22 protein-coding genes and 1 riboswitch are annotated in these 21,573 nt (G+C 42.8%); of the genes, 10 read left to right on the top strand and 12 right to left on the bottom strand.

The features are described 5' to 3' along the window. The first annotated feature begins 149 nt into the window (after positions 1–149). Positions 150–281, top strand: coding sequence for a YjcZ family sporulation protein (locus J9317_RS08525; RefSeq protein ID WP_211557881.1), 132 nt, complete (start codon positions 150–152; stop codon positions 279–281). An 818-nt stretch (positions 282–1,099) separates the two neighbouring features. Then, positions 1,100–1,651 (top strand): peptide deformylase, encoded by a 552-nt coding sequence (def, locus tag J9317_RS08520; protein ID WP_211557879.1) that lies wholly within the window; start codon positions 1,100–1,102, stop codon positions 1,649–1,651. Positions 1,652–1,685: 34 nt separating this feature from the next. Here the strand turns inward: def and J9317_RS08515 are convergent, their stop codons facing one another. Beyond that, positions 1,686–2,477, bottom strand: coding sequence for a Cof-type HAD-IIB family hydrolase (locus J9317_RS08515; RefSeq protein WP_211562222.1), 792 nt, complete (start codon positions 2,475–2,477; stop codon positions 1,686–1,688). 405 nt (positions 2,478–2,882) lie between these two features. Here J9317_RS08515 and J9317_RS08510 point away from each other — a divergent pair, with 405 nt between their 5' ends. Further along, on the top strand, positions 2,883–3,092 hold the full coding sequence (locus tag J9317_RS08510; protein WP_211557877.1) for a DNA-dependent RNA polymerase subunit epsilon: 210 nt from the start codon (positions 2,883–2,885) through the stop codon (positions 3,090–3,092). 3 nt (positions 3,093–3,095) lie between these two features. Then, positions 3,096–4,763 carry a ribonuclease J1 gene (gene rnjA, locus J9317_RS08505; protein ID WP_211557874.1) on the top strand — a complete coding sequence of 556 codons (1,668 nt, stop codon included), beginning with the start codon at positions 3,096–3,098 and terminating at the stop codon, positions 4,761–4,763. Positions 4,764–4,802: 39 nt separating this feature from the next. Here the strand turns inward: rnjA and J9317_RS08500 are convergent, their stop codons facing one another. Next, a complete protein-coding gene (locus tag J9317_RS08500) occupies positions 4,803–6,350 on the bottom strand; it encodes an MDR family MFS transporter (RefSeq protein ID WP_211557872.1) in 1,548 nt (515 codons plus the stop codon). 11 nt (positions 6,351–6,361) lie between these two features. Then, positions 6,362–7,003 carry a GTP pyrophosphokinase gene (locus J9317_RS08495; protein WP_211557870.1) on the bottom strand — a complete coding sequence of 214 codons (642 nt, stop codon included), beginning with the start codon at positions 7,001–7,003 and terminating at the stop codon, positions 6,362–6,364. Between the two features lie 189 nt (positions 7,004–7,192). Between J9317_RS08495 and J9317_RS08490 the strand changes: the two genes are divergently transcribed. Beyond that, the gene (locus J9317_RS08490) at positions 7,193–7,423 is read left to right on the top strand and encodes a hypothetical protein (protein ID WP_211557868.1); all 231 of its coding nucleotides are present in this window, start codon (positions 7,193–7,195) and stop codon (positions 7,421–7,423) included. After that, positions 7,410–8,291 carry a TetR/AcrR family transcriptional regulator gene (locus J9317_RS08485; protein ID WP_211557867.1) on the top strand — a complete coding sequence of 294 codons (882 nt, stop codon included), beginning with the start codon at positions 7,410–7,412 and terminating at the stop codon, positions 8,289–8,291. Before J9317_RS08490 ends, J9317_RS08485 begins: the two co-directional genes overlap by 14 nt. A gap of 22 nt (positions 8,292–8,313) precedes the next feature. On the opposite strand, the gene ade is transcribed toward J9317_RS08485, so the two are convergent. The 4 genes from ade to J9317_RS08465 form a co-directional block, all read right to left on the bottom strand. Then, on the bottom strand, positions 8,314–10,047 hold the full coding sequence (gene ade / locus J9317_RS08480; protein WP_249292080.1) for an adenine deaminase: 1,734 nt from the start codon (positions 10,045–10,047) through the stop codon (positions 8,314–8,316). 45 nt (positions 10,048–10,092) lie between these two features. Continuing rightward, a riboswitch (purine riboswitch) is annotated at positions 10,093–10,194 on the bottom strand. 90 nt (positions 10,195–10,284) lie between these two features. After that, complete coding sequence (locus J9317_RS08475; protein WP_211557866.1) at positions 10,285–10,947, bottom strand: potassium channel family protein; 663 nt, start codon at positions 10,945–10,947, stop codon at positions 10,285–10,287. 260 nt (positions 10,948–11,207) lie between these two features. Then, positions 11,208–11,657 carry a DUF6884 domain-containing protein gene (locus J9317_RS08470; protein WP_211557865.1) on the bottom strand — a complete coding sequence of 150 codons (450 nt, stop codon included), beginning with the start codon at positions 11,655–11,657 and terminating at the stop codon, positions 11,208–11,210. A gap of 5 nt (positions 11,658–11,662) precedes the next feature. Next, positions 11,663–13,114, bottom strand: coding sequence for an NAD(P)H-hydrate dehydratase (locus J9317_RS08465; RefSeq protein ID WP_211557864.1), 1,452 nt, complete (start codon positions 13,112–13,114; stop codon positions 11,663–11,665). A 54-nt stretch (positions 13,115–13,168) separates the two neighbouring features. On the opposite strand from J9317_RS08465, the gene J9317_RS08460 reads away from it, so the two are divergent. Beyond that, on the top strand, positions 13,169–13,570 hold the full coding sequence (locus J9317_RS08460) for an AbrB family transcriptional regulator (RefSeq protein ID WP_211557863.1): 402 nt from the start codon (positions 13,169–13,171) through the stop codon (positions 13,568–13,570). Next, the gene (locus J9317_RS08455) at positions 13,546–14,073 is read left to right on the top strand and encodes an AbrB family transcriptional regulator (RefSeq protein WP_211557861.1); all 528 of its coding nucleotides are present in this window, start codon (positions 13,546–13,548) and stop codon (positions 14,071–14,073) included. Before J9317_RS08460 ends, J9317_RS08455 begins: the two co-directional genes overlap by 25 nt. A 242-nt stretch (positions 14,074–14,315) precedes the next feature. On the opposite strand, the gene J9317_RS08450 is transcribed toward J9317_RS08455, so the two are convergent. The 5 genes from J9317_RS08450 to J9317_RS08430 form a co-directional block, all read right to left on the bottom strand. Continuing rightward, entirely contained in the window at positions 14,316–14,741 is a 426-nt protein-coding gene (locus J9317_RS08450) for a hypothetical protein (RefSeq protein WP_211557860.1), read from the bottom strand. A gap of 119 nt (positions 14,742–14,860) precedes the next feature. Further along, positions 14,861–15,376: an acyl-CoA thioesterase gene (locus J9317_RS08445; protein ID WP_035413126.1), complete on the bottom strand. Its 516-nt coding sequence runs from the start codon at positions 15,374–15,376 to the stop codon at positions 14,861–14,863. Between the two features lie 78 nt (positions 15,377–15,454). Then, positions 15,455–15,994, bottom strand: coding sequence for a hypothetical protein (locus tag J9317_RS08440; protein WP_211557859.1), 540 nt, complete (start codon positions 15,992–15,994; stop codon positions 15,455–15,457). Between the two features lie 531 nt (positions 15,995–16,525). Then, positions 16,526–16,939: an Hsp20/alpha crystallin family protein gene (locus tag J9317_RS08435; protein WP_211557858.1), complete on the bottom strand. Its 414-nt coding sequence runs from the start codon at positions 16,937–16,939 to the stop codon at positions 16,526–16,528. 39 nt (positions 16,940–16,978) lie between these two features. Beyond that, positions 16,979–18,862 (bottom strand): terpene cyclase/mutase family protein, encoded by a 1,884-nt coding sequence (locus J9317_RS08430; protein WP_211557857.1) that lies wholly within the window; start codon positions 18,860–18,862, stop codon positions 16,979–16,981. 128 nt (positions 18,863–18,990) lie between these two features. Here J9317_RS08430 and J9317_RS08425 point away from each other — a divergent pair, with 128 nt between their 5' ends. After that, the gene (locus tag J9317_RS08425) at positions 18,991–19,674 is read left to right on the top strand and encodes a PAS domain-containing protein (protein WP_211557855.1); all 684 of its coding nucleotides are present in this window, start codon (positions 18,991–18,993) and stop codon (positions 19,672–19,674) included. Beyond that, entirely contained in the window at positions 19,671–21,569 is a 1,899-nt protein-coding gene (locus tag J9317_RS08420) for a PAS domain-containing protein (protein WP_211557852.1), read from the top strand. Before J9317_RS08425 ends, J9317_RS08420 begins: the two co-directional genes overlap by 4 nt. Positions 21,570–21,573 lie beyond the last annotated feature (4 nt).

Genomic DNA, 21,573 nt, shown 5'->3' with positions numbered 1-21,573 from the left:
AGGTATTTCGACCGGCACTTTCCATCACTCATTGGGACGAAACCTAAAAAGAAAAAAGAACTGGGCTAATGACTATACACATTTACCCCGTAAGCATATGTTATATCAGACGCTCAAGCAAGAGCGCTATTTTAAAGGAGGTCGTTCATATGTATTGTTATCCTGCTTATCCTGCATACGGCTGCGGTGGCTACGGCTACGGACGCACATTTGCTCTAATCGTTGTATTGTTCATCCTATTAATCATCGTCGGTGCAGCATACCTTGGCGGAAGCTGCTAACAAGAAAAGCGGAGGGCGCTTGAACAGCCCTGAAAGACGGTGGAGCTCTCGACCGAGGGGCGCTCAAGTGAGGTTGTTTTGCTAATAGCGCGGCGTCCTGCCGCAACGCAGAACTGACCCGCATCCTGCGGGCCTCCAACCGAGAGAGCGAAGCGGCCGAAGGGCTAACGCCCGGAGCTTGGACACAAATCCTGAGTACAAGGCACTCCTATTAAGGGGTGCTCTTTTTTACATATGTGCAGCCAAATAATCTGTATACTTCTGAGCGCCAGCCTGCAGAAATGCCGGCGCACTATGAAGAATAATCCTATATGAACGAGATTTTGGATATCTCAACGCGTGTAGTTTGGACAATCACTGATTAGGCTGTTTGAAGCGGAAGATGCGGGTGCAAAATGAAAGATTAAACCCCGCAGGCGCCATTGAGCTAAGGAAGCTTAAGAGTCCCCCTGCTGAAAGGAAGTATGCTGCAGCTCAAATCAACCTTGCTTAATCCTTATTTCATTCAGCAAATTTCCTGAAACAGACTTCATAAAAAATACTGTGTTAAATTAATGAGACTTAAAAATCGAATGCTTCCGTGTTTCATCCGTCAGTTTTTTATTGCTGTTTACTGGACAAACCCTTTTCTTGAGATTAAAAATGAAAGAACCGCAAAAAATATCAGCCCGCCTTCAGCACCCTATATTCGTTCAAAGCCTGGATTAATGTTCTTACAAGGCGGTGCTGAAAATACAATAGAATCATCTTTCATTCAAAAAGGGGTTTCTATATAATGAAAAAGATACGTGTTGAAACGATGAAAGGAAGTGCGTGCAATGCTTACAAGCAAAGACATCATTAGGGAGGGTCATCCGACTTTGCGGGAATCGGCAAAGGAAGTATCGCTGCCTGCTTCTCAGGAAGACCGCCAAATACTTGCGGAGATGCTTGATTACTTAAAAAACAGCCAGGATCCTGTAATTGCAGAAAAACATGATCTCCGGCCTGGAGTCGGCCTTGCCGCCCCTCAGATAAATGTTGGCAAGCGAATGATTGCCGTCCATTTTGTGGATGGAGACATACAATACAGCTACGGACTATTTAATCCTAAAATCATCAGCCATTCGGTTCAGCAGAGTTTTCTTGCTGAAGGAGAAGGCTGCCTTTCCGTTGACAGACCGGTGCCGGGATATGTGCCACGATATGCGAAAGTGAGAGTAAAGGCCACTGCTTTAGATGGAAGTGAATTGGATTTGCGCTTAAAAGGACTTGCTGCGATTGTTTTTCAGCATGAAATTGATCATTTAAATGGTATCATGTTCTATGATCATATGAGCAGCAATGAGCCATTTTCTATTCCTGAAGGCGCCATAGCCATAGAACGATAAAAGGGAGCCCTATGCGGCTCCCTTTTCATTGAGATTATATTTTTTCCACCTTTGAAGAAAGAAGCCCGAGTTCGTGAACGGCATATTGGATTCCGTCTTCATCTACGGGCTTAGTAATGAAATCCGCGATTTCCTTCACTCTCGGATTGGCATTCCCCATCGCTACTCCCGTTCCTGCATATTTTATCATTTCCAGATCGTTTAATTCGTCACCGAATGCATATATATCTTCTCTTTCAAATTTAAGACGCTCCACTAATTTTTTGATGCCCTCTGCTTTAGAGCCGCCCATTGGAAGAATATCTGTCGCCAGTTCATGCCAGCGAATGAAATTTAAATCCTTATATTGCTTGTAAGCATCTTCCTCGCCTGCTTTGCAGAAAAGCAATGTCTGATAGATCTCAGACTCTGTAAAGAAATCCGGATTTACTTCTGGATGAGCAAATTTCAAAGAACCCATGCTCTCGCGAATAAAAGGATGGTCCCCCTCTGTTGCCATCATGGTTTCATGATTCATGAAAACGAGCGGATGCTTCGTTTCGGACGAATAAGCCAAAACCTTTTCCAGAGTTTCCGTTTTTAGAGGATTTTTATAAATCACTTCCCCTTCAAACACAACAAATTGGCCATTAAAAGAAACGAAGGAATCGATTCCAAGTTCCTCCCGCAAATCTTTAAACATAAACGGAGCGCGTCCTGTAGCAATCGCTACATGGTGTCCTGCATGGCGCAGATCATCAATGGTCTGCCTGGTTGATGCCGGTACTTTCTTATCATGGTCAAGCAGCGTCCCGTCAATATCAAAAAAAATCACTTTTTCTTTCATCATCAGACTCTCCTTTTCCAGATGCAATAAGCTAAATAAATGTCAGATATACTATAACAAAGTTTGTTTGTGCGACAAAACAATAATTTCGGTGAAAAATAACTTATCTTTTAATTTCCACGAATACCCATGAAAAAAAAACCGGTTATCTCATATAATATAAGTAATAGAGAAAAAGCACCGGATAGATGGATGATGGACAAGTTTTGATGAAAAGGAGTGATAAAAATGCTGAGAAGACTTAGAAATAAGCTCAAAGGACAATGGAAACATTTGTTAAGAAAAAGGACAATCGCGTAGGGGTCAGACCTTGAAAGGGGTTCGGCCCCCTTTTCTTACGCGCCCGTTTCGAATATAATGTTAGAAGGCAATCTAACAAACGGTATCTAAGGAGAGATTTGGCAAATGATTTACAAAGTATACTTTCAGGAATCTGTACTAGAGGTGCCTGTTCGGGAAAAAACACAAACCCTCTACGTGCAAGGTGATTCTGAGCGCGATATCCGACTTAAGTTAAAAGATCGGAATTATAATATCGAGTTTGTACAGCTGGTTGACAATTCTTATCTTCAATATGAAGAGAAGAGTGAAAATTATAAAGTATTGGAGCTATGATCAATGAAATTCGTAAAAAACGACCAAGTTGCCGTTTTTGCCCTCGGAGGTTTGGGTGAAATCGGAAAGAACACGTACGGTGTTCAGTTTCAGGATGAAATCATTCTGATTGATGCAGGAATTAAATTCCCTGAAGAAGAGCTTCTCGGAATTGACTATGTTATTCCTGACTACACATATCTAGTAAAGAATGAAGACAAAATTAAAGGCTTATTTATTACGCACGGACATGAAGACCATATCGGAGGAATCCCCTATCTTTTAAGACAATTAAACATTCCGATTTATGGCGGGAAGCTTGCGCTGGGCCTAATTCGCAACAAATTAGAAGAGCATGGTTTGCTCAGAACTGCGAAGCTTCATGAAATACAGGAAGAAGACGTGATTAAATTCAGAAAAACGTCCGTCACGTTCTTCCGCACGACTCACAGTATACCGGATTCTTACGGAGTAGTTGTAAAAACTCCTCCTGGAAGCATTGTACATACTGGAGATTTTAAGTTTGACTTTACTCCAGTAGGAGAACCGGCCAACTTAACGAAAATGGCTGAAATCGGCAAGGATGGCGTGCTTTGCCTCTTATCCGACAGTACGAACAGTGAAGTGCCTCATTTCACGATGTCGGAGCGCAAGGTTGGCGACAGCATCAATGAGATCTTCAGAAAAATTGATGGCCGTCTTATTTTTGCTACGTTCGCATCGAACATCCACCGCCTTCAGCAGGTGGTAGAAGCTGCAGTCATTAACAACCGAAAAGTGGCTGTTTTCGGACGAAGCATGGAAGCTGCCATCCAAATTGGACAGGACCTCGGCTATATCCAATGCCCAAAAGATACATTTATCGAACCAAATGCGATTAACCGGATGCCGGCTAACCGGGTTGTAATTCTTTGTACAGGAAGCCAGGGAGAACCAATGGCTGCCCTTTCCAGAATTGCGAACGGCACTCACCGTCAAATTCAGATTATCCAGGGAGATACCGTTGTCTTCTCATCTTCCCCGATTCCGGGCAATACAGTGAGCGTCAGCCGGACTATCAATAAGCTGTTCCGTGCGGGAGCAGAAGTTATTCACGGACCATTGAGTGATATTCACACGTCCGGACACGGCGGCCAGGAAGAACAGAAATTAATGCTTCGTCTTATGAAGCCTAAATATTTCATGCCGATACACGGGGAGCACCGCATGCAGAAAATGCATATGAAGCATGCCATGGATTGCGGTGTACCAGCTGAGAATTGCTTTATCATGGACAATGGTGAAGTATTGGCTCTTGGCGGAAGTGAAGCCGGTGTCACAGGCAAAATCCCTTCAGGCTCCGTGTACATTGATGGAAGCGGAATTGGCGATATCGGAAACATTGTGCTTCGGGACCGCCGTATCCTCTCCGAAGAGGGGCTTGTCATTGTAGTAGTGAGCATCAATATGAAGGATTTCAAAATTGCCGCAGGTCCAGATTTAATTTCCAGAGGATTCGTCTACATGAGAGAATCCGGAGATTTGATTAATGATGCACAGGATCTGATCACCAAGCATATTACGAAAATTATGGACAGAAGAACGAGTCAATGGTCTGAAATTAAAAATGAGATTACAGATACCCTTGCACCGTTCCTTTATGAAAAAACAAAGCGCCGGCCAATGATCCTTCCGATCATCATGGAGGTATAAAGAATAAAAGCGGCCGCTCATCAGAGCGGCCGCTTTTCATTAGTTTGCAGCAGAAGGAATGTCTTCGGTGAGTTTTTCTGAATCTCTTTTGACTCTTCCCTTCCCTGCTGAGAGTGCAAACAGGATGCCGGCCAGGACGAAGACCAATCCTGTTAAAAACGTTATGGAAAACGAAGAAACCCACATATCTTTAATCGCTCCGATAAGCGCATTTTTTTGAGCCTCTGGAATCTGCAATAATTCAGGGTTAATCAAAATTCCGAATAACGCATTCGCATCAGGTGCAGGTCCCGCGCCGATTGAAAATTTCTGCTCCGCAATAGACTGCTGCAGAGAATGATTCATCACGGCATTTAGTACCGTTACACCAATGGTTCCGCCAATTGAACGGAAGAATGTAGAAGCAGATGTTACCGTACCAAGCTGATGCTTTGGAAACTCATTTTGTACAGCTATCATAATGGTCGGCATCACGAGTCCCATCCCCAGTCCAAGCACCACCATAAATGTATAGGCAAGCCACTGAGGGGTACCTGTTCCCATTGTACTCATCAGGAAAAATCCAATGGTTGTAATGGCCATACCAGCAGTTAATACGGTCCTGAATGTCCATTTTAGCAATAGCCTTCCTCCGATAACGCTTGCTGCGATCAATGCAATCATCATCGGCGTCATCGTAGAGCCTGCTACTGTAGGAGAAACCCCCATGATTCCCTGCATGAACATCGGAACAAACATGATCGCACCAAACATGCCCAATCCAAGTAAAAATCCGATCATGTTCGTAGTAAAGAAAACACGGTTTTTAAAGAGTGAAAGTTCCAGAATCGGCTCTTCTGCCCTCTTCTCTGCCGCAATGAATAATCCTGTAAAGAGAATGGCTCCGGCAATAAACGCAATGCTTGGTGCAGATAGCCATTCAAACTTATCCCCGCCGAGAGAAAGCTCAAGCAATAAACAGACAAGAGCTGGAATGAGAGTCGCAATTCCCAGAAAGTCTATTTTCGCCTTGCCTTTTCCCCTTATTACTTCGTGCTTCATTCCTGCAAAAATGAGGATAGCCGACAGCAATCCGAACGGTACGTTAATCAGGAAAATCCAATGCCAGCTGATCGTATCAACAAGCAGTCCTCCAATGAAAGGTCCAATAACTGAGCTTAACCCGAATATTGCACCAAATACTCCCTGCCACTTTGCTCTTTGTTCTGCTGTGAAAATATCGCCGATAATGGTTTGAGAAAGCGGCATGATCATTCCGCCGCCAATACCCTGCAGCCCCCGGTATATAATCAGCTGTTCCATTGTTTCCGCCGTCGCACAGAGGGCCGAAGCAATGATAAAAAGAATTGTACCGATTAAATAAAGCTTTCTTCTTCCAAATATGTCCGAGAGTTTTCCTGTTATCGGAATAACTGTTGTGGATGTAATTAAGTAAGCTGTGGTAACCCATGCAAAGATCGAAAATCCATTTAGTTCCCCAATAATTGTAGGCATCGCCGTCCCGACAATCGTTTGTTCCAGCGCACTGAAAAACATCCCGATAATTAACCCCGTTAAAACTAATTTTCTATTAATGTCTTGCTCCATTTATGTTCCTCCTATAATGGCATAAGAATTTGTTCCCGCGAATCTTCAATTGTTCCAATTTCATCTCTAATATGCTCCATCTTTTGGTCCAAAACTTGAACCGCCATGGCAGCTTCATACAAATCCTGCTTTAAATAATCAGGAATCTCCCTTTCGAATTTATAAAAAATTTTATGCTCCAGACTCGCCCAAAAATCCATTGCTAAGGTCCTGAGCTGGATTTCAACCTTTACTTTTTTCACACCCGATCTCAATGTAACAGGCACCTCTGCAATGAAGTGCATGCTTTGGTATCCATTTGGCTTTGGAGTTTGGATATAGTCTTTTTTTTCAAGAATCGCAAGATCTGTTCTTTCTTCAATTTGTTCCGCCACTAAGTATATGTCTTTAACGAAGGAACAGACAATCCGGATTCCTGCAACATCCTGCAAATGGTCCGCTGCATTCTTTAGGGACGGGTCAATCCCTTTTCTTTTCAGCTTTCCTAAAATGCTATCCGGCTGTTTGATTCTTGCTTTTACATGCTCAATGGGATGATAGCTGCCTGAGAGGAAAGCCTCTTCTTTAATCATGTTTATTTTTAATTTGCATTCATCAAGAGCGAATTTATATGGCATGAGAAAATCCCGCCACTGAGCCATTTCTGAATTCATTAATCTCTCTCCCGGCTATTGAATGTTTTGGACAGAAAGTCTATAATTCAACTATACTGACCATCCAGTCATATTTTATATGACGTATGAGTTTCCGTCAATTACAAATAGATAAAATTCATTTAAAATATTAAGTATGCTAAAGGTAAATTCTGATCTTGACACCCTGCAATTATATGCGGCAGGCTAGTGCAAGAAGCGGGAATCATCATCGAAGCAAGCATTGTTAAAACAAAAAAGGAGCCGGTTATGGAGCAGTCAATTGATCGATTAAAAAGACTAGTAAAAACACTACAGTCATATGGAGTGAAGGCAGAGCTTGTTCATATCTCCAAAAACAGCAGAAAGCTGCCTGCTCCCTCTCCATTTAAAAGCCTGAGTCCACTTGAGAAAGGTGTAAATGTCATTGAAGGATCGTGAAAAAGTTATCATAAACAGCGCAATTAAATGCTTTTCTCAAAAAGGTTATCATCAAACCTCTATTCAGGAAATTGCAGATGCCGCCGGAGTTGCAAAAGGCTCGATTTACAATTATTTCGGCTCAAAGGAAGATCTTCTGTTTTCAATTTTTGAGCATCATTTTGAAACCCTCTTTGAGAAAATGGATGAGCTGCATGAAGCTGACGGGAATCTTAGAGAAAGCTTTGAAAAGCAGCTATCAAGTATTTTTTTCATCTATTCCACCCACAATGAGTTTCTTCATATGCAAATCAGAGAACAAATTATGAAAGAAAACAGCGAGCTGTTCCATTACTTAAAAACAGTCAGACTTCGTCTGTTTGCCTGGTACTCTGAAAGGCTTGAGGATGTTTACGGTGCAAAGGCTAAGCCATTTTTATATGATCTGGTAGTCTTGCTTGAGGGTATGGTAAAGGAATTTTTAGCCCTGATGATTAAAGGAAAGCAAGCATTTCCAATTCCAGAGATGGGGCCCTATCTTATGAAAAGAATGGATTACTTAATTAAGAGCTTTATGGAAACTGGGGATCATCCGCTTATACAGGAGGAAGAAGCAAAAATCATCTTGTCAGAGCTCAAAATTGCGGAAAACAAGCCAAAACAGCGCATCGGCCACTTGCTCTCGTTATGGATTGATGAGATTAAGGAAGGTGAGGAAAAGCTTAAGTCTGCTCTTATCTCCTTAAAAGATGAATTAAATAAAAGCCCGATAAATGAAATCATTGTTGAAAGTCTTTGTATGTACATCCACCAGACGGAAAACAAAGCCTATCTATCATTTAAAAATGAACTGGATAAATGGTACAGGTTATACAAAAAAACGAACTGACTGGTCAGTTCGTTTTTTGTCATTATAGATGGATATGTTCGAATTTAGTCACATCAAACAATCCGTTTACTGTCAGTTTAATCTCTGGAATGACCGGCAATGCAAGGAAGGAAAGCATAACGAATGGGTTAAATGGTTCGTTAAAGCCCGTCTTTTTCAAGGCATGATGAATGCCTTTCATTCTTTGGATGACTTCCTCATATGGCCTGTCAGACATCAGTCCGCCAATGGGAAGAGACAATTCGGCTAAAATACTTCCCTTTTCATCTGCGACAACCATCCCGCCTTGAAGTTCCTCCAAGCGGCTGATCGCTGCAAAAAGGGTTTTATCATTCGTTCCTGCCGCCATAATATGATGTGAATCATGTGAAATGGACACTGCGATGGATCCCATTTTCAGTTTAAGTCCTTTCACTATGCCTACTCCGGCTTTTCCTGATGACCGGTGACGCTCCACACACACCAGCTTTAAATGATCTAGTTCAACGTTTGCATTAAAAACACCCTCTGATTCAGATGTTTTCTCCATCCTTTTTTTTGTGATGAGCTGATTGGCCAGGATTTCAATAATAGGGACTTCCTGTTCTTTTTGTATAGGCAAAGCGAGTTGTTCCTGTTTAAAGGGACCGATATGGACCGTATTTAACAGCGTATCTTGAACCGGCTCAGAGACCGGCCAGTCTCGGGAGATGAGATTACCATTTACAGCCCATTCTTTCCCCAGTCTGAATACTTTTCTTATAGTCAGGCTTGTTAAGTCATCGGTTAAAATGAAATCAGCCTCAAACCCTGGAGCAATCGCTCCTTTTTTCTGAAGTCCGTAGCACTCGGCTGCATTGATTGATGCCATTTGAATAGCTGTTAGCGGATCGATTCCTTTTTCAATAGAGAGTCTTACAAGATGGTCAATGCTTCCTTCTTCTTTTAGCTCATCAAGATGCTTATCATCCGTGCAAAAAATAAACCTTCTTGAATTCAGAGGAGTAACTGCCTGAATGACAGCAGAAAGATTCTGCGCCACAGATCCCTGCCTGATTTGAACATACATTCCTCTCCGAATCCGGTTTACCGCTTCCTCTGCAGAACCGACTTCGTGATCGGTTTTCACACCTGCCGTCCTGTAAAGGTCGATTAATTCTAAAGGCAAACCGGCAAGATGGCCATCAATCGGCATTGAACGGCTTGAAGCCATATAAATTTTGTCCAGCATATCTTGTTCACCATTTACTAATGATGGATAATCCATTACTTCCGCAAGACCGAGTACCCTAGGGTGATTTGCAAACGGGACTAAATCGGACATATTCAGAATGGCTCCGCTCTCTTCAAAGCTTGCTGCAGGAACACAAGACGGCAGCATAATCCTTATGTCAAGGGGCAGATTTTCTGATTGTTCGAGCATGAATCGAATTCCATCTGTTCCCGAAACATTGGCGATCTCATGAGGGTCGGCAATCACCGTCGTTACCCCATGCGGAAGAACAGCCTTTGCAAATTCAGAGGGTGTGACCATTGAAGACTCAATGTGCACATGTGAATCTATAAACGAAGGAATCATGTACATTCCTTTTCCATCAATTACTTTTTTAGCGGCCCTGCGTCCGCAGCTGATAAACTCTCCATTTTTAATCGCGATATCCATCTTTACAAGTTCGTGGTTGAAAACATCTGCCACAATCACATTTGTTATAAGCAGGTCCGCCATTTCTTTGCCCGATGCAGCATCGTTTCTTTCTTTCATTTTATTAATCGACATAATAAAACTCCTCTCACAGATGAAGTGACCGGGAGAAGAGCAGAATATTTTCTCTATTCTTCTCGTAGTCAAACTCTTTACGGCAGTTTGGTAGAAACTTATGGACCTTATCTCCAAGATTATACGAGTATACATATCATCAATATTATTTTGTTATATGTTAATGGATTCACATACATCAGTCAATCATTTTTGCATTAAAAAACGCCCTTACAATGAGAGCGTTTGTTAATTTCCTTATACGTTCAGTACTTTCCTTTCAAAACGGTCGATATCGGAATCCGCCCCAATGACAATCAGAATATCATTAAGCTCAATAGCTTCCTCTGCTTGAGGTGAAACAATAATATCTTTGTTCCTTTTTATGGCCACTATATTAATACCATAGTTAGCACGAATATCAAGATTAATCAGGGTATTGCCGGCAAGCTTCTTGTCTGCAGCAATTTCCACAATGCTATGTTCATCAGACAGCTCAAGATAGTCCAGCACGTTGTTTGAAATAATATTATGGGCAATCCTTCTTCCCATATCACGCTCAGGATGAACAATTTTGTCTGCTCCGATTTTAGCCAGCACTTTTTCGTGGTAATCGTTTTGGGCTTTTACCGTAATATTTTTCACACCTAAGTCTTTTAAAATTAATGTAGTAAGAATGCTTGCTTGAATATTTTCGCCTATCGCAACAATCACGTGATCAAAATTACGGATTCCCAGGCTTTTAAGAACCGCTTCATCGGTCGTGTCTCCGACAACCGCATGAGACGCGATATTCGCGAACTCATTAACGCGGTCCTCATCATTATCAATCGCCATCACTTCCATGCCTTCTTCACTTAATGCCCTGCAGATGCTGCCGCCAAACCGTCCAAGCCCGATTACTGCAAATTCTTTTTTCATATGTATAATCCCCTTCTCATGTAGGCTTTGTAAAAAAAGTTTATCATTCAAAACAGATAAATTCCAACCCATTTATCGGTCGCTGCTGACAAGCGGAAAGCTGCTTTTTAATATTGTTTCCTATTCACCGTCATTATCGCACAAAATCCGCTGGCAAACCTAGCTGGTTAAATCTTTGCCCCGAAAGCACACGCCATCCTGAAGCGTTCTTTTCATACCATACTATTATTAATGTGATTGGTTCTGCAATAGAATCGGCGTCAAATGATTTCAGTTTTATTTTCCACCGCTACTTTAAGTTTTCTCTGCATATCACCAATTCCCTTTGAACCCTTCAAAGGAAATATCGCCGATCTCCCAAAAACTTTGCATAGAATCTGATCAAATTTTTTTCCGCCCAGCATGACAATCTGATCGGCATCATTCAATTCCTTTTCATCCAGCTGTTTCTGCAGTTCTCGAATGCTAATCATATCGGGATGTTTCATTTGAAATGCAAGATCGTAATTTCCAGGAACCAGCTCCTCTGGTTTTAAAAATCCATGCTTGGCTGAGAGGATAACCCAGGAAGTAAAAAAGGTACGGGCATATGTTTGACAGAGCTTGTGAAAAATGCCAGTGTAAGCGGACTGAGCCGGAACTGGTCCAAGACCGGGCTGTTTATCCCATATTTTCCGTTTCCCGCATGGGATAATACATAATCTCTTCATTCATCTCAGATCCCCTTTTTGTTCTCTAGATTCTTCATTACTTCAGGAATCATATCCGAAATATCACTGGCTGTCATGGTTCTAACTCCATATTTGCTTACCCACAAATCTGCTGTCATTCCATGAATAAGAACCGCATTTGCAGCTGCCTCTTTAATGGTCCGATGGGTACACAAACAAGCTGTAAGAATTCCGGTAAGGGTATCCCCGCTTCCCCCTTTTGCGAGCGCAGAATTACCTGTCAGGTTAATAATGGCATCACCATCCGGAAAGGCGATGACCGTTTGTTCTCCTTTTAAAATAAGGATAACTTCGTTTTCTGCCGCATATTGAAGAGCAGTCTGGATCCGGCTGCTCTGAATGTCCTTTACCGTCAATCCTGTCATTCTGCTGAACTCACCTGGATGGGGCGTAAGAATTGGGGGGATCTCTCTTTTCATATAACGCCGTTTTTGAAGGGCACCTGCGTCCAAAACGACGGGGAAATCTCCTTCCAGCAAGGTTTGTACAGCTTGTTCAATTAAATCCTCATTCTCTAAACCAGGTCCAATTGCGGCTGCTTTCAGTTTTTTAGGTATGGACCCGTTTGCCGTTTTTTCAAGTCCGTCAAATTCGTATGTGGTTTCAGGGACTTCACCTGCCAGGATTGCTGAAGCAAATTGACTTGTCCCAATAATCAGCTTTCCAATACCGCTTCTTAGCGCCCCTTTCGCTGCAAGCAGGGCACTGCCCGGCATATGGTCGCTTCCGGCAATGATATACCCGGTGCCAAAGATTCCTTTATGTGCTGAAGCGGCGAAGGATGGCCACGCGTTAATTGCATCCTCCTCTGTCCAGACCCTTATCTTTCCTTCCTGAGGAAGTCCGATAGGTACCGCTGCGGTTTTGCCGTAATATGTTCCGGATGGAACCAAAAACGCTGAAGGCTTATATCCATGCAGACAAAATGTATAGTCCGCCCGGAACGCTTCACTGACAGAACCATGGTCAGCTTCCACTCCTGAAGGAATGTCTATAGAAATTTTAAGCGCCGGCTCCCCGTTCAATTGTCTTATCCATACTTTTGCCTCTTCTCTTAAGGGCAGCTGAAAGCCAATACCAAACAGTGCATCAACAATCACATCACCCTTAAGGTCATCCGTAACCGGGGAAAAACCGCAGGCTTTCAAATAGCGGAAATGCCGGCCTGCTGTCCCATCTTCTTCAGGGGGACCAAACGGAAAGAACAGGTTTGCCTGATAGCCATTTAGAAGCAGGTACCTGGCAAGAACGATACCGTCACCGCCATTATTCCCTTTTCCTGCTGCAATGCAAATCCTCTGCTGCTTGGTAATCAGGGAGGAAATTTCTCTATAAAGCCCTGCACCCGCGTTTTCCATCAATGTAAATTCACTTAATCCTCTTTCTTCTGCCTGCCGGTCTATGTGACGTATATCCTCTTTTGTGAAGATAAACATGTATGAGCATCCCCCTCTTGATAAAATATGGATAGACGATTGGAGTGTCTGAGCATGAAGCCAGCTTTCATAGTAATAAAAACATTCGCCATCTCAATCGCTGGCGGATTGATCTATTTTTATCTTCATCTGCCGCTTCCCTGGATTCTAGGCCCATTGACTTCTCTTCTGCTGTTTAAATCATTGCGGCAGGGAGCATTTCATACTCCCTTTCTCCTTAAAAATACCGCATTTACGATTACGGGAATTTACTTCGGAACGTCTTTTACCAGAGAAACATTCGCACAAGCAGGGCCGTTCTTTCTCCCTTATACCCTTTTAACCATTATTTTATTATCATTTAGTATCCGTGCTGGATTTTTTCTTGCCAAAAAGAAAGGACTTGATCGATTACAAGTGTATTTGCATCCATTCCAGGGGGCTTGTCGGAAATGGTGGCTGCAAGCGATTCATTAAAGGGCAATGTGGGGATTGTATCCGTATTGCAAACCATCCGGATCCTTTCTGTCGTATTCCTAATCCCCTTCGTTGTAACCTTTGTTTTAGGGCAAGGTGATACCGGGCTTCAAGCTGCTGCCGCCGGACGTTCATTTCATGAAGTACATCCAGCTGCGTTTTTATTATTTGCTATTCATGTCCTAACCGGATTTTTCTTAAGAAAAATCCTTCCTGCCTTCTATGTTGTCGGTTCAATGATAAATGCAGCCCATATGAATATTATTGGCTTTCCCATCCCTCACTTGCCCCATTGGCTTGTAACGGCTTCACAGCTTATGATTGGAACAAGCATCGGTTCAAAAATGTCCGTTCAGGATTTAAAAAAAGCCGGCCGAGCAGGCTTACCTTTTTTCATCTACACCGTCTTACTTATCGTGCTTTCGCTGGGACTTGGAATCCCATTCTCAATAATAACCAGTTTGTCCCTCGAAACTGGTCTGCTTTGTCTCGGGCCTTGTTGAAATGGTGCTGACCAGCGGAAAGCATCGGCGGAGATGCAGCAATCGTGAGCTCATTGCAGTTTATTCGTTTTTTGTTATTGTACTTGCTGTGCCTACATTGCTTAAATGGTATTTTAATAGAAAAACATTCCATACAGAAACGGACCGCTCTCACAAGACCGATCCGTTTTTTTAGCCTATTAATTAATTTTTTTGGTCCCCTATATAAAAACTGGTCCCCATCAGGGAACCAGAAAGCGAATCTAATCTATTTTAACCTTTTCAAGACCGAATTCTTCAAAATATTGATGATACTTGTCTTCTATTTCCATGAGCCGTTCAAAACGCTGTTCAGGGCTGTATGTATTCATAACCGTTTCTTCTTTCATTAAATCACGGCGGGCAAGCAATGCGCAAAGCTTATCCCAGAAGACCTCTTCCTCATAATCGGCAATAATGTCTTCCAGCTCCTCATCCAGCTGGCGGGAAGCATAGTATTCATCCTCCAGAGAATCATAATCTACTAAATGCTCCACCCCGTATGATTTGGCAAAGGACAGGACATAATTTTCCAAATCAAAAAATTCATCCGCCTGCTCCTCGTGCTCTTCCCTTGCCCCTACCCAAGTTGAGAGGTAAAGCATTTTCAAAAGAGTATGATACTGCTGTTTCGTAAAGTTAATTTTCATAACGGATCCTCCCCGAACCATAATGCTTTTATACCCTCATTAAATCACAATTAAGGACTAAAAAGAAGTCAGACTGACGAAAAAACCGGTCCAGTTTATGGAATAAATTATGGTTCTCCTTACCAAGGCATATCCGTACCGAACATTTCCGCCATTTTTTCAAATTCCTGTTTTCTGTTTCTTCTAGCCTGGGCCCGTGCTTTCGCAGTTTCATTCAGCTGTTTTTCCATCTCCGTTTGAGGTATAACCTGCGGTACTGGCGTTGGTTTATTATTTGCATCGACAGCTACGAAAGTCAGGAAGCTTAACGCACAGACATTGCGGTCACCTGAGAGCATATCCTCGGCAACCACTTTCACAAAGATCTCCATGGACGTTCTTCCAGTATAGGTTACAAATGCTTCCAGACAAACGGAATGTCCAACCATTATAGGGTGCAGAAAATCAACAGAATCCGTGGAGGCCGTCACCACGAGCGTTCTTGAATGCCTGGTCGCAGCGATTGCAGCCACATCATCGATATAGGCCATCAGCCTTCCTCCAAAAAGAGTACCATGATTATTTGTATCCGGAGGCAGCACCATGGATGTTTTAACAACAAAGGATTCTTTGCAGGTTTTAGTTGGAGTATTCATCGTTCATTCCCCTTTTTTTAAAAAATTTACCTAAATTTTATTATATCACTCTAAAAGCAAATCATACGAATTGACGTATTATTCAGCATTATGAAGCTTCGTCAAATAACCAATTTCCATTATTTTTAACAAAGCTATATTGAACTGGATCTTATAGGGCCAGCCCCTCTTATCGTTGCAGATATTCAGCGATATGGCACCGCAATGCCAGGCATTCCGCCCTCTGCACCCCAATGCCAGGCATTTTCCCATCTTCATCCCATTGCCAGGCATTCTTGCCACGCATTCTCCCCTCTGCACCCCATTGCCAGGCATTCTTGCCGCGCATTCTCCCCTCTGCACCCCATTGCCAGGCATTCTTGCCACGCATTCTCCCCTCTGCACCCCATTGCCAGGCATTCTTGCCACGCATTCTCCTCTCTGCACCCCATTGCCAGGCATTCTTGCCACGCATTCTCCCCTCTGCACCCCATTGCCAGGCATTCTTGCCACGCATTCTCCCCTCTGCACCCCATTGCCAGGCATTCTTGCCGCGCATTCTCCCCTCTGCGCCCCATTGCCAGGCATTCTTGCCACGCATTCTCCCCTCTGCACCCCATTGCCAGGCATTCTTGCCACGCATTCTCCCCTCTGCACCCCATTGCCAGGCATTCTTGCCGCGCATTCTCCCCTCTGCACCCCATTGCCAGGTATTCTCCCTTCTTAGCACTATTACCCGTGCATTTCACATTTCAACTGCACCTTCCTATAAAACACTAAATAAACGCAGGCCATTATCCTCAATTTTTATCGAAATTTGAAATATATTATGCAAATTGGCTAACATATATAAATGGATTGAAAGTTGAGGATATATTATGAAAAGAATGATTTTCCTGTTTTTTTAAAATGTAGTGATTTATTTACTGTGATTTTATCCATCATGCAGATTGGAAGGTTTACTGTAAAGCCGTTTACGGTGCTTTCTGAATGGGCAGGTGCGTTTTTGATTATCGCGGCTGCAGGTTCTGTTCTCAGATGGTTTACTCCTCGTAATAAACAGCTTTTTTGGCTATTGTTTATGATTATGTTTGCGTTGATAGGCATTGTGTTGTTTTTCCTTATTTAGTACAAAAATCGGGCTTAACCATATGAGGTTAAGCCCGATTTTTATTCGACGGTAATTTTTTTTCCTTGTTTTTTAGGAAAGCGAACGCTGAGAATTCCGCTTCTGTATTGAGCTTTCATGTCCTGCAAAATCGCGTTGCCGGGAAGCTCAATGGTCCGGCTTGCTCCTGCCCATTTGGCCCCGTCTTTATTTTTGGGTTCAGGGAACAGCCGTATGTTCAGATGCTGATTCTCCAGTTCCAAATCAATTTCCTCTTTTGATACACCGGGAATTTCCGCTTTAATTATATAGTGGGTCATCGTTTCTCTCATGTCCACTCCAAAGTACATTTTGTTGGGATTCCGTGTAAAGATGTCATCGATTGTATCAAGCAATGATTTTGATGGGCGGTTTTCGAAGAAGTCATTGATCATCCTCATAGGTCCTAAATTCGGTCTGTTTTTTCCTTCCGGCATGACTTTAGCACCTCCTATCCGATTGGATTCTGCTATAGCCTATGCATTCTCCTCTTCATTTGCCCTTTTTATATACCGTGAGAGTGCCAAAATCGGATATACAAAATCATAGCTTTCATAGTGAATATAAAACTGCCCGGCAAAGCCCTGGCCTTTAGGATATTGAGATGTCCAATCCTTTTTCCTCATATGGCTGATAAGGCAGCGAATCCCTCTTTCAACAGACGGCGTTATCTCCTTGCTGCAGCTAAGGAGAGCATCGATTGCCCAGGCAGTATGGGTAAGGGTGCTTGTGCCAAGCGGCACGTAATGATTCATGATGTCGCTTTTGCAGGATTCTCCCCACCCGCCATCAGAATTCTGATGCTGCTGAAGCCATTTTTTCGCACGCAGGATGGATGCATCATTCTCTGAATACCCGGCTGCCGCAAGACCTGTCACTGCAGCCCATGTTCCATATATATAGCAGATTCCCCATCTTGAATTCCAGGATCCGTCCGTTTCCTGATGATCCAGAATCCATCTTATCCCTTTTTTTACGGCCGTATTTTCAGGATTGAGGTTTGCGTACCTGCAAAGGAATTCAATGGTCCGGCCTGTTAAATCCGCTGACGAAGCATCTGAAATGATGAATTCCGCTTTTTCAATGGGGACAAAATGGACGTAAGGAGGGGCTGCATTTCGTTCAAAAGAAGCCCATCCCCCATCTCCATTCTGCATGGAAAGCAGCCATTGCAATCCCTTATGCCATGCTTCCCGGCATTGCGAATTTTCCGCTGCCTCTGATTTGATTGCCCTCAAGGCAGCTGCCGTATCATCAATATCAGGGTTCATGGTATTAATATCCGAAAAGCCCCATCCCCCTGGTGCTGCATCCGGGTTGTGGATGACCCAATCGCCATACTGAAAGTTCTGTTTTGATAGCAAATACCGGTTTGCCTTATGAATCATGGGGCTCCTTACTTCCGCTTCCTGAAGGGCATAGGAAAGAAGGGATGTATTCCATACGTGGGCTGTCGTATATTGCATATGCAGCCCTTCTGGAGTGACGGCCGCCATATTAATCAAACCTTGTATTGCCTTCGTAATTACAGGGTGCTCACGATCATATCCGAGTGACATGAGGGCAAATATCATTAAAAAGGTGCAGCTGAAATAGCTGTAAAGGGTTCCATCCTGTTCCAGCCTGTGAAGCATGTAGGTTTCCGCTTTTTTTAAAGCATCCTTCCGCAAGGATCCTGGTCCGCCCGCCATTAGCTGAACACCGGAACCTATCATACCGAATAATCCCCTCCACTCGCTTGAACGGTAGGTCTCAAGCGGCTCCTCCCTGTTACCTTGCATACCAGTTAAATCTGGGGATCCCTCTATTTTAATCTTAAATTTATTCGCAGCAGCTGTAAGAATAGGAATAAGATTAGCGCGTCCATATACAGAAAGGTCATAAATATTCACCGGGAAATTTTTTGGAAGAAGAATGGCTTCAATCGGTATGGTCAAAAGAGACGGCCATTCTTCCTGTGAGGTGAGGGCAAGCATAATTCTCGTAAAAAGTCCCGCTTTTCTCATACCTCCCTTGGCTATAATGAATCGTTTTGCCGCGATCATCTGAGGAGCCGTCTCTTCATAGTGTCCTGAAAGCAGGAGAGCGTAATAGGCTTCAAGGGCTGTTGATAAATCGCCTTCTTCCTGATCATGAAACAGTCTCCATGAACCGTCCCGTTCTTGTTTCCGTGCTATTCTTTCAGACAGAGAGTTCAAAAGATCCGGTTTATTTAGACGGAGCGCCTTTATAAGAACGATCATAAAACAATCAGTTTTAATTCCGGTTTCAAACAGATAGGACCAGGAACCGTTTGGCAGCTGCTCTTTTTTAAGTTTTTCCGTGAGATAAAGCAGTTCAGTTTCCGCTTCCCGCTTCATGGCTACACGCCTTTCAAATAGTCTATGTACATATATATAAAACCCGTATGAAATTTATTCACAATGGATTAGTATTTTTTTCACAAATCTAATAAAATATAAATAACCAAGCCAAAGGGGGCGGGAAAATGAAGGATTCACTAATGGACGAAAATTTGCACAACCTATTACACTACTATTTCAATCAAACAAATGAAGCGATCGTTATTACGGAACTCACATCATTGGTTCCCCTCGCTGCCCATTTCTATGATTTTAATGACAAATCATGCAGCCTTCTCGGATACACAAGAGAAGAAATGAAGCAGCTTGATCCAATTACCTTGTTCTTTGGGCACATTGATTCAGAAATTTTCCGCTCTTTACAAAAACGCTTTGCCATCGAACGGGAAATTACGCTCGAAATGGAGCTGCTGACTAAACTCCAAACCAAAATCCCCGTTGAAGCAAATTGCTTCCTTATCGAGATGGACAGTAAAACGTTCATTTACTCTTCCATAAAAAAAAATGCAAGAAGAAAAAAGGAATTTGATCAGCTGCTCTCTGAGAAGGAATTTTCCCATTCCATTTTGGATACGATTCAGGCATTCGTCGTTCTCCTGGAACCAGATGGAAGAATTGCAGATTGGAACCGGCATTGCACGTTTCATACAGGATATGCATTTGAGGAAGCTGCAGGAAAATATATTTGGGATGTAATGCTTGAAGAAGAGGAAGGAAGGAATGTAAAGGAGTTCTTTTCCCGCTCTGTTTCCCCTTCCCTGCCTATTACGAAAATAATTGGTTTGCAAAAACTGGTGAAAAAATGGTGATCCGCTGGTCTAACAAAGAAATTTATGGCCAAAACGGACAGGTTCAATATATTGTATGTACGGGTATTGATTTGACAGAAAATAAGCTTTATGAAAAGAAATTGAAGGAAAGCAACGAGAAATTCAAGCGTCTTGTAGAACATAATCCAGACGGAATTGTCATTTACCAAAATGCAAGACTTACCTATATGAACCTGGAAGCTGAGAAAATTCTGGGGATGAATTGTATGCAGGCAGGCGGTTCTATATCGGATCTTCTCCGCCCCTCAGAACAAATTTTAGCGCATGATGCTCTGCATTCCCTTATTAATCATGAGCAGGATGTGGCCGGCCCTATTGAACTCAACCTAACAAGAAGAGACGGCAGTTCCATCTCCATTGAAGCGAAAGGCATTTCTGACTGGAATCAGAACGAGACATCCGTCATCGTAGTTATGCGGGATATTTCGCCTCGCAAAAAAGCGGAACGGGAATTTCAGCACACCTTTAACCAAATGCAGGATATTCTTTCATCCTCGGTTGAAGGATTGCTCGGTATTGATGAACAGCAGCACGTCATCTTTGTTAATCAGGCAATGTTAAGCGCGATGAATATAAACCGTGACGATATTATAGGACAGTCAATCAAACCCTTTCTTCTGAAGTATACGGATCCTGCTTCAATTGATTATCTCCTTGAAGAGAACCGAACCATCGAGGTGAAGATTGGGGAAGGCCGAAAAAATAGGCACTTCGAGCTGTCTGCAAATCCAATGGAAAATGAGCGCGGCCAGGTTATCACTTTTTATGATCAAACAGACAGGGTGCTCCTTGAGACGGCAAAAAACCGCTATTATGATGCAATTGCGTGTGGAATTACCGTGCAAAATTCGGATGGAACGATCGTGTTCGCCAATCAATGTGCTTCAGAAATATTGGGGTATGAAAGCTCTGAATTACTGAATATGAGTTCGTTGAATATCGAATGGAATGCAAAGGACGAAAATGGAGAAAATTTAACCGGACAGGAGCACCCTTCCATGACCACGCTCTTAACGAAAAAGGAAGTCTCACATTTCGTTATGGGTGTCTACAATCCAATCAGAAAAGAAAACCGCTGGATTCTGATTGATACCCGGATTTTGTACGCGGATCAAAGTCAGGAAATCGAATACATTATAGCTACTTTTCAGGATATTACAGAAAAAATTGAATTGGACAACATGTTAAAAAGCCAGGAAAAACTTGCTTTAGCAGGACGATTGGCTACTGCTGTAGCCCATGAAGTGAGAAACCCCCTCACCTCTGTTTTAGGATTTCTTCAATTAATGGAAACAGCAGATGAATTGAATAAAGACTATTTACGAATCATGAAAAAAGATCTTGAGCGCATTAAGCTTGTAACAAATGAATTCTTATCATTGGCTAAACCTGAGAGTATTGAAACAGTCAAGCTTGAATTAAAGGATGATATCCTCGTGCCAGTGATTCATATATTGATGCAGGATCTGAACGACCGGAATATTACATTTGAATTCTTTGAGGAGGAGGATGGTCCGTATTATGTAGAAGGTAAGCAAGAGTCCCTTAAACAAGTATTTTTAAACTTCCTAACGAATGCGATGGATGCGATTTCGAAAGAAGGCAGTATACTCCTGACCGTTTCTCATTCTGGCGAACAGGTCCTCATTACCATTGAAGACACAGGTATCGGCATTGATTCAGAGCGCCTCCCTTTCCTTGGAGAACCTTTTTATTCATTGAAAGAGAAAGGTACAGGACTCGGTCTTCTTGTTTGCCGCAAAATCCTTGAAGAGCACTTGGGCCGTTTCAGCATAGTGAGCAGCCCGGGCGAAGGCACAAAGGTAACAATCTTCATTCCCGCATCCTCTCAATCGGATTCGGAAACAGCATAATGGT

It is taken from the genome of Metabacillus flavus (assembly GCF_018283675.1).
Classification (GTDB): Bacteria; Bacillota; Bacilli; order Bacillales; family Bacillaceae; genus Metabacillus_B; species Metabacillus_B flavus.
Note: the sequence above shows the minus strand (reverse complement) of the source record. Positions and strands in the feature narration are given on the sequence as shown.

Coding starts and splice junctions, on each gene's coding strand:
- J9317_RS08525 (WP_211557881.1), top strand. CDS start 150: ATGTATTGTTATCCTGCTTATCCTGCATACGGCTGCGGTGGCTACGGC.
- def (WP_211557879.1), top strand. CDS start 1,100: ATGCTTACAAGCAAAGACATCATTAGGGAGGGTCATCCGACTTTGCGG.
- J9317_RS08515 (WP_211562222.1), bottom strand. CDS start 2,477: ATGAAAGAAAAAGTGATTTTTTTTGATATTGACGGGACGCTGCTTGAC.
- J9317_RS08510 (WP_211557877.1), top strand. CDS start 2,883: ATGATTTACAAAGTATACTTTCAGGAATCTGTACTAGAGGTGCCTGTT.
- rnjA (WP_211557874.1), top strand. CDS start 3,096: ATGAAATTCGTAAAAAACGACCAAGTTGCCGTTTTTGCCCTCGGAGGT.
- J9317_RS08500 (WP_211557872.1), bottom strand. CDS start 6,350: ATGGAGCAAGACATTAATAGAAAATTAGTTTTAACGGGGTTAATTATC.
- J9317_RS08495 (WP_211557870.1), bottom strand. CDS start 7,003: ATGAATTCAGAAATGGCTCAGTGGCGGGATTTTCTCATGCCATATAAA.
- ade (WP_249292080.1), bottom strand. CDS start 10,047: ATGTCGATTAATAAAATGAAAGAAAGAAACGATGCTGCATCGGGCAAA.
- J9317_RS08475 (WP_211557866.1), bottom strand. CDS start 10,947: ATGAAAAAAGAATTTGCAGTAATCGGGCTTGGACGGTTTGGCGGCAGC.
- J9317_RS08470 (WP_211557865.1), bottom strand. CDS start 11,657: ATGAAGAGATTATGTATTATCCCATGCGGGAAACGGAAAATATGGGAT.
- J9317_RS08465 (WP_211557864.1), bottom strand. CDS start 13,114: ATGTTTATCTTCACAAAAGAGGATATACGTCACATAGACCGGCAGGCA.
- J9317_RS08460 (WP_211557863.1), top strand. CDS start 13,169: ATGAAGCCAGCTTTCATAGTAATAAAAACATTCGCCATCTCAATCGCT.
- J9317_RS08455 (WP_211557861.1), top strand. CDS start 13,546: ATGGTGGCTGCAAGCGATTCATTAAAGGGCAATGTGGGGATTGTATCC.
- J9317_RS08450 (WP_211557860.1), bottom strand. CDS start 14,741: ATGAAAATTAACTTTACGAAACAGCAGTATCATACTCTTTTGAAAATG.
- J9317_RS08445 (WP_035413126.1), bottom strand. CDS start 15,376: ATGAATACTCCAACTAAAACCTGCAAAGAATCCTTTGTTGTTAAAACA.
- J9317_RS08435 (WP_211557858.1), bottom strand. CDS start 16,939: ATGCCGGAAGGAAAAAACAGACCGAATTTAGGACCTATGAGGATGATC.
- J9317_RS08430 (WP_211557857.1), bottom strand. CDS start 18,862: ATGAAGCGGGAAGCGGAAACTGAACTGCTTTATCTCACGGAAAAACTT.
- J9317_RS08425 (WP_211557855.1), top strand. CDS start 18,991: ATGAAGGATTCACTAATGGACGAAAATTTGCACAACCTATTACACTAC.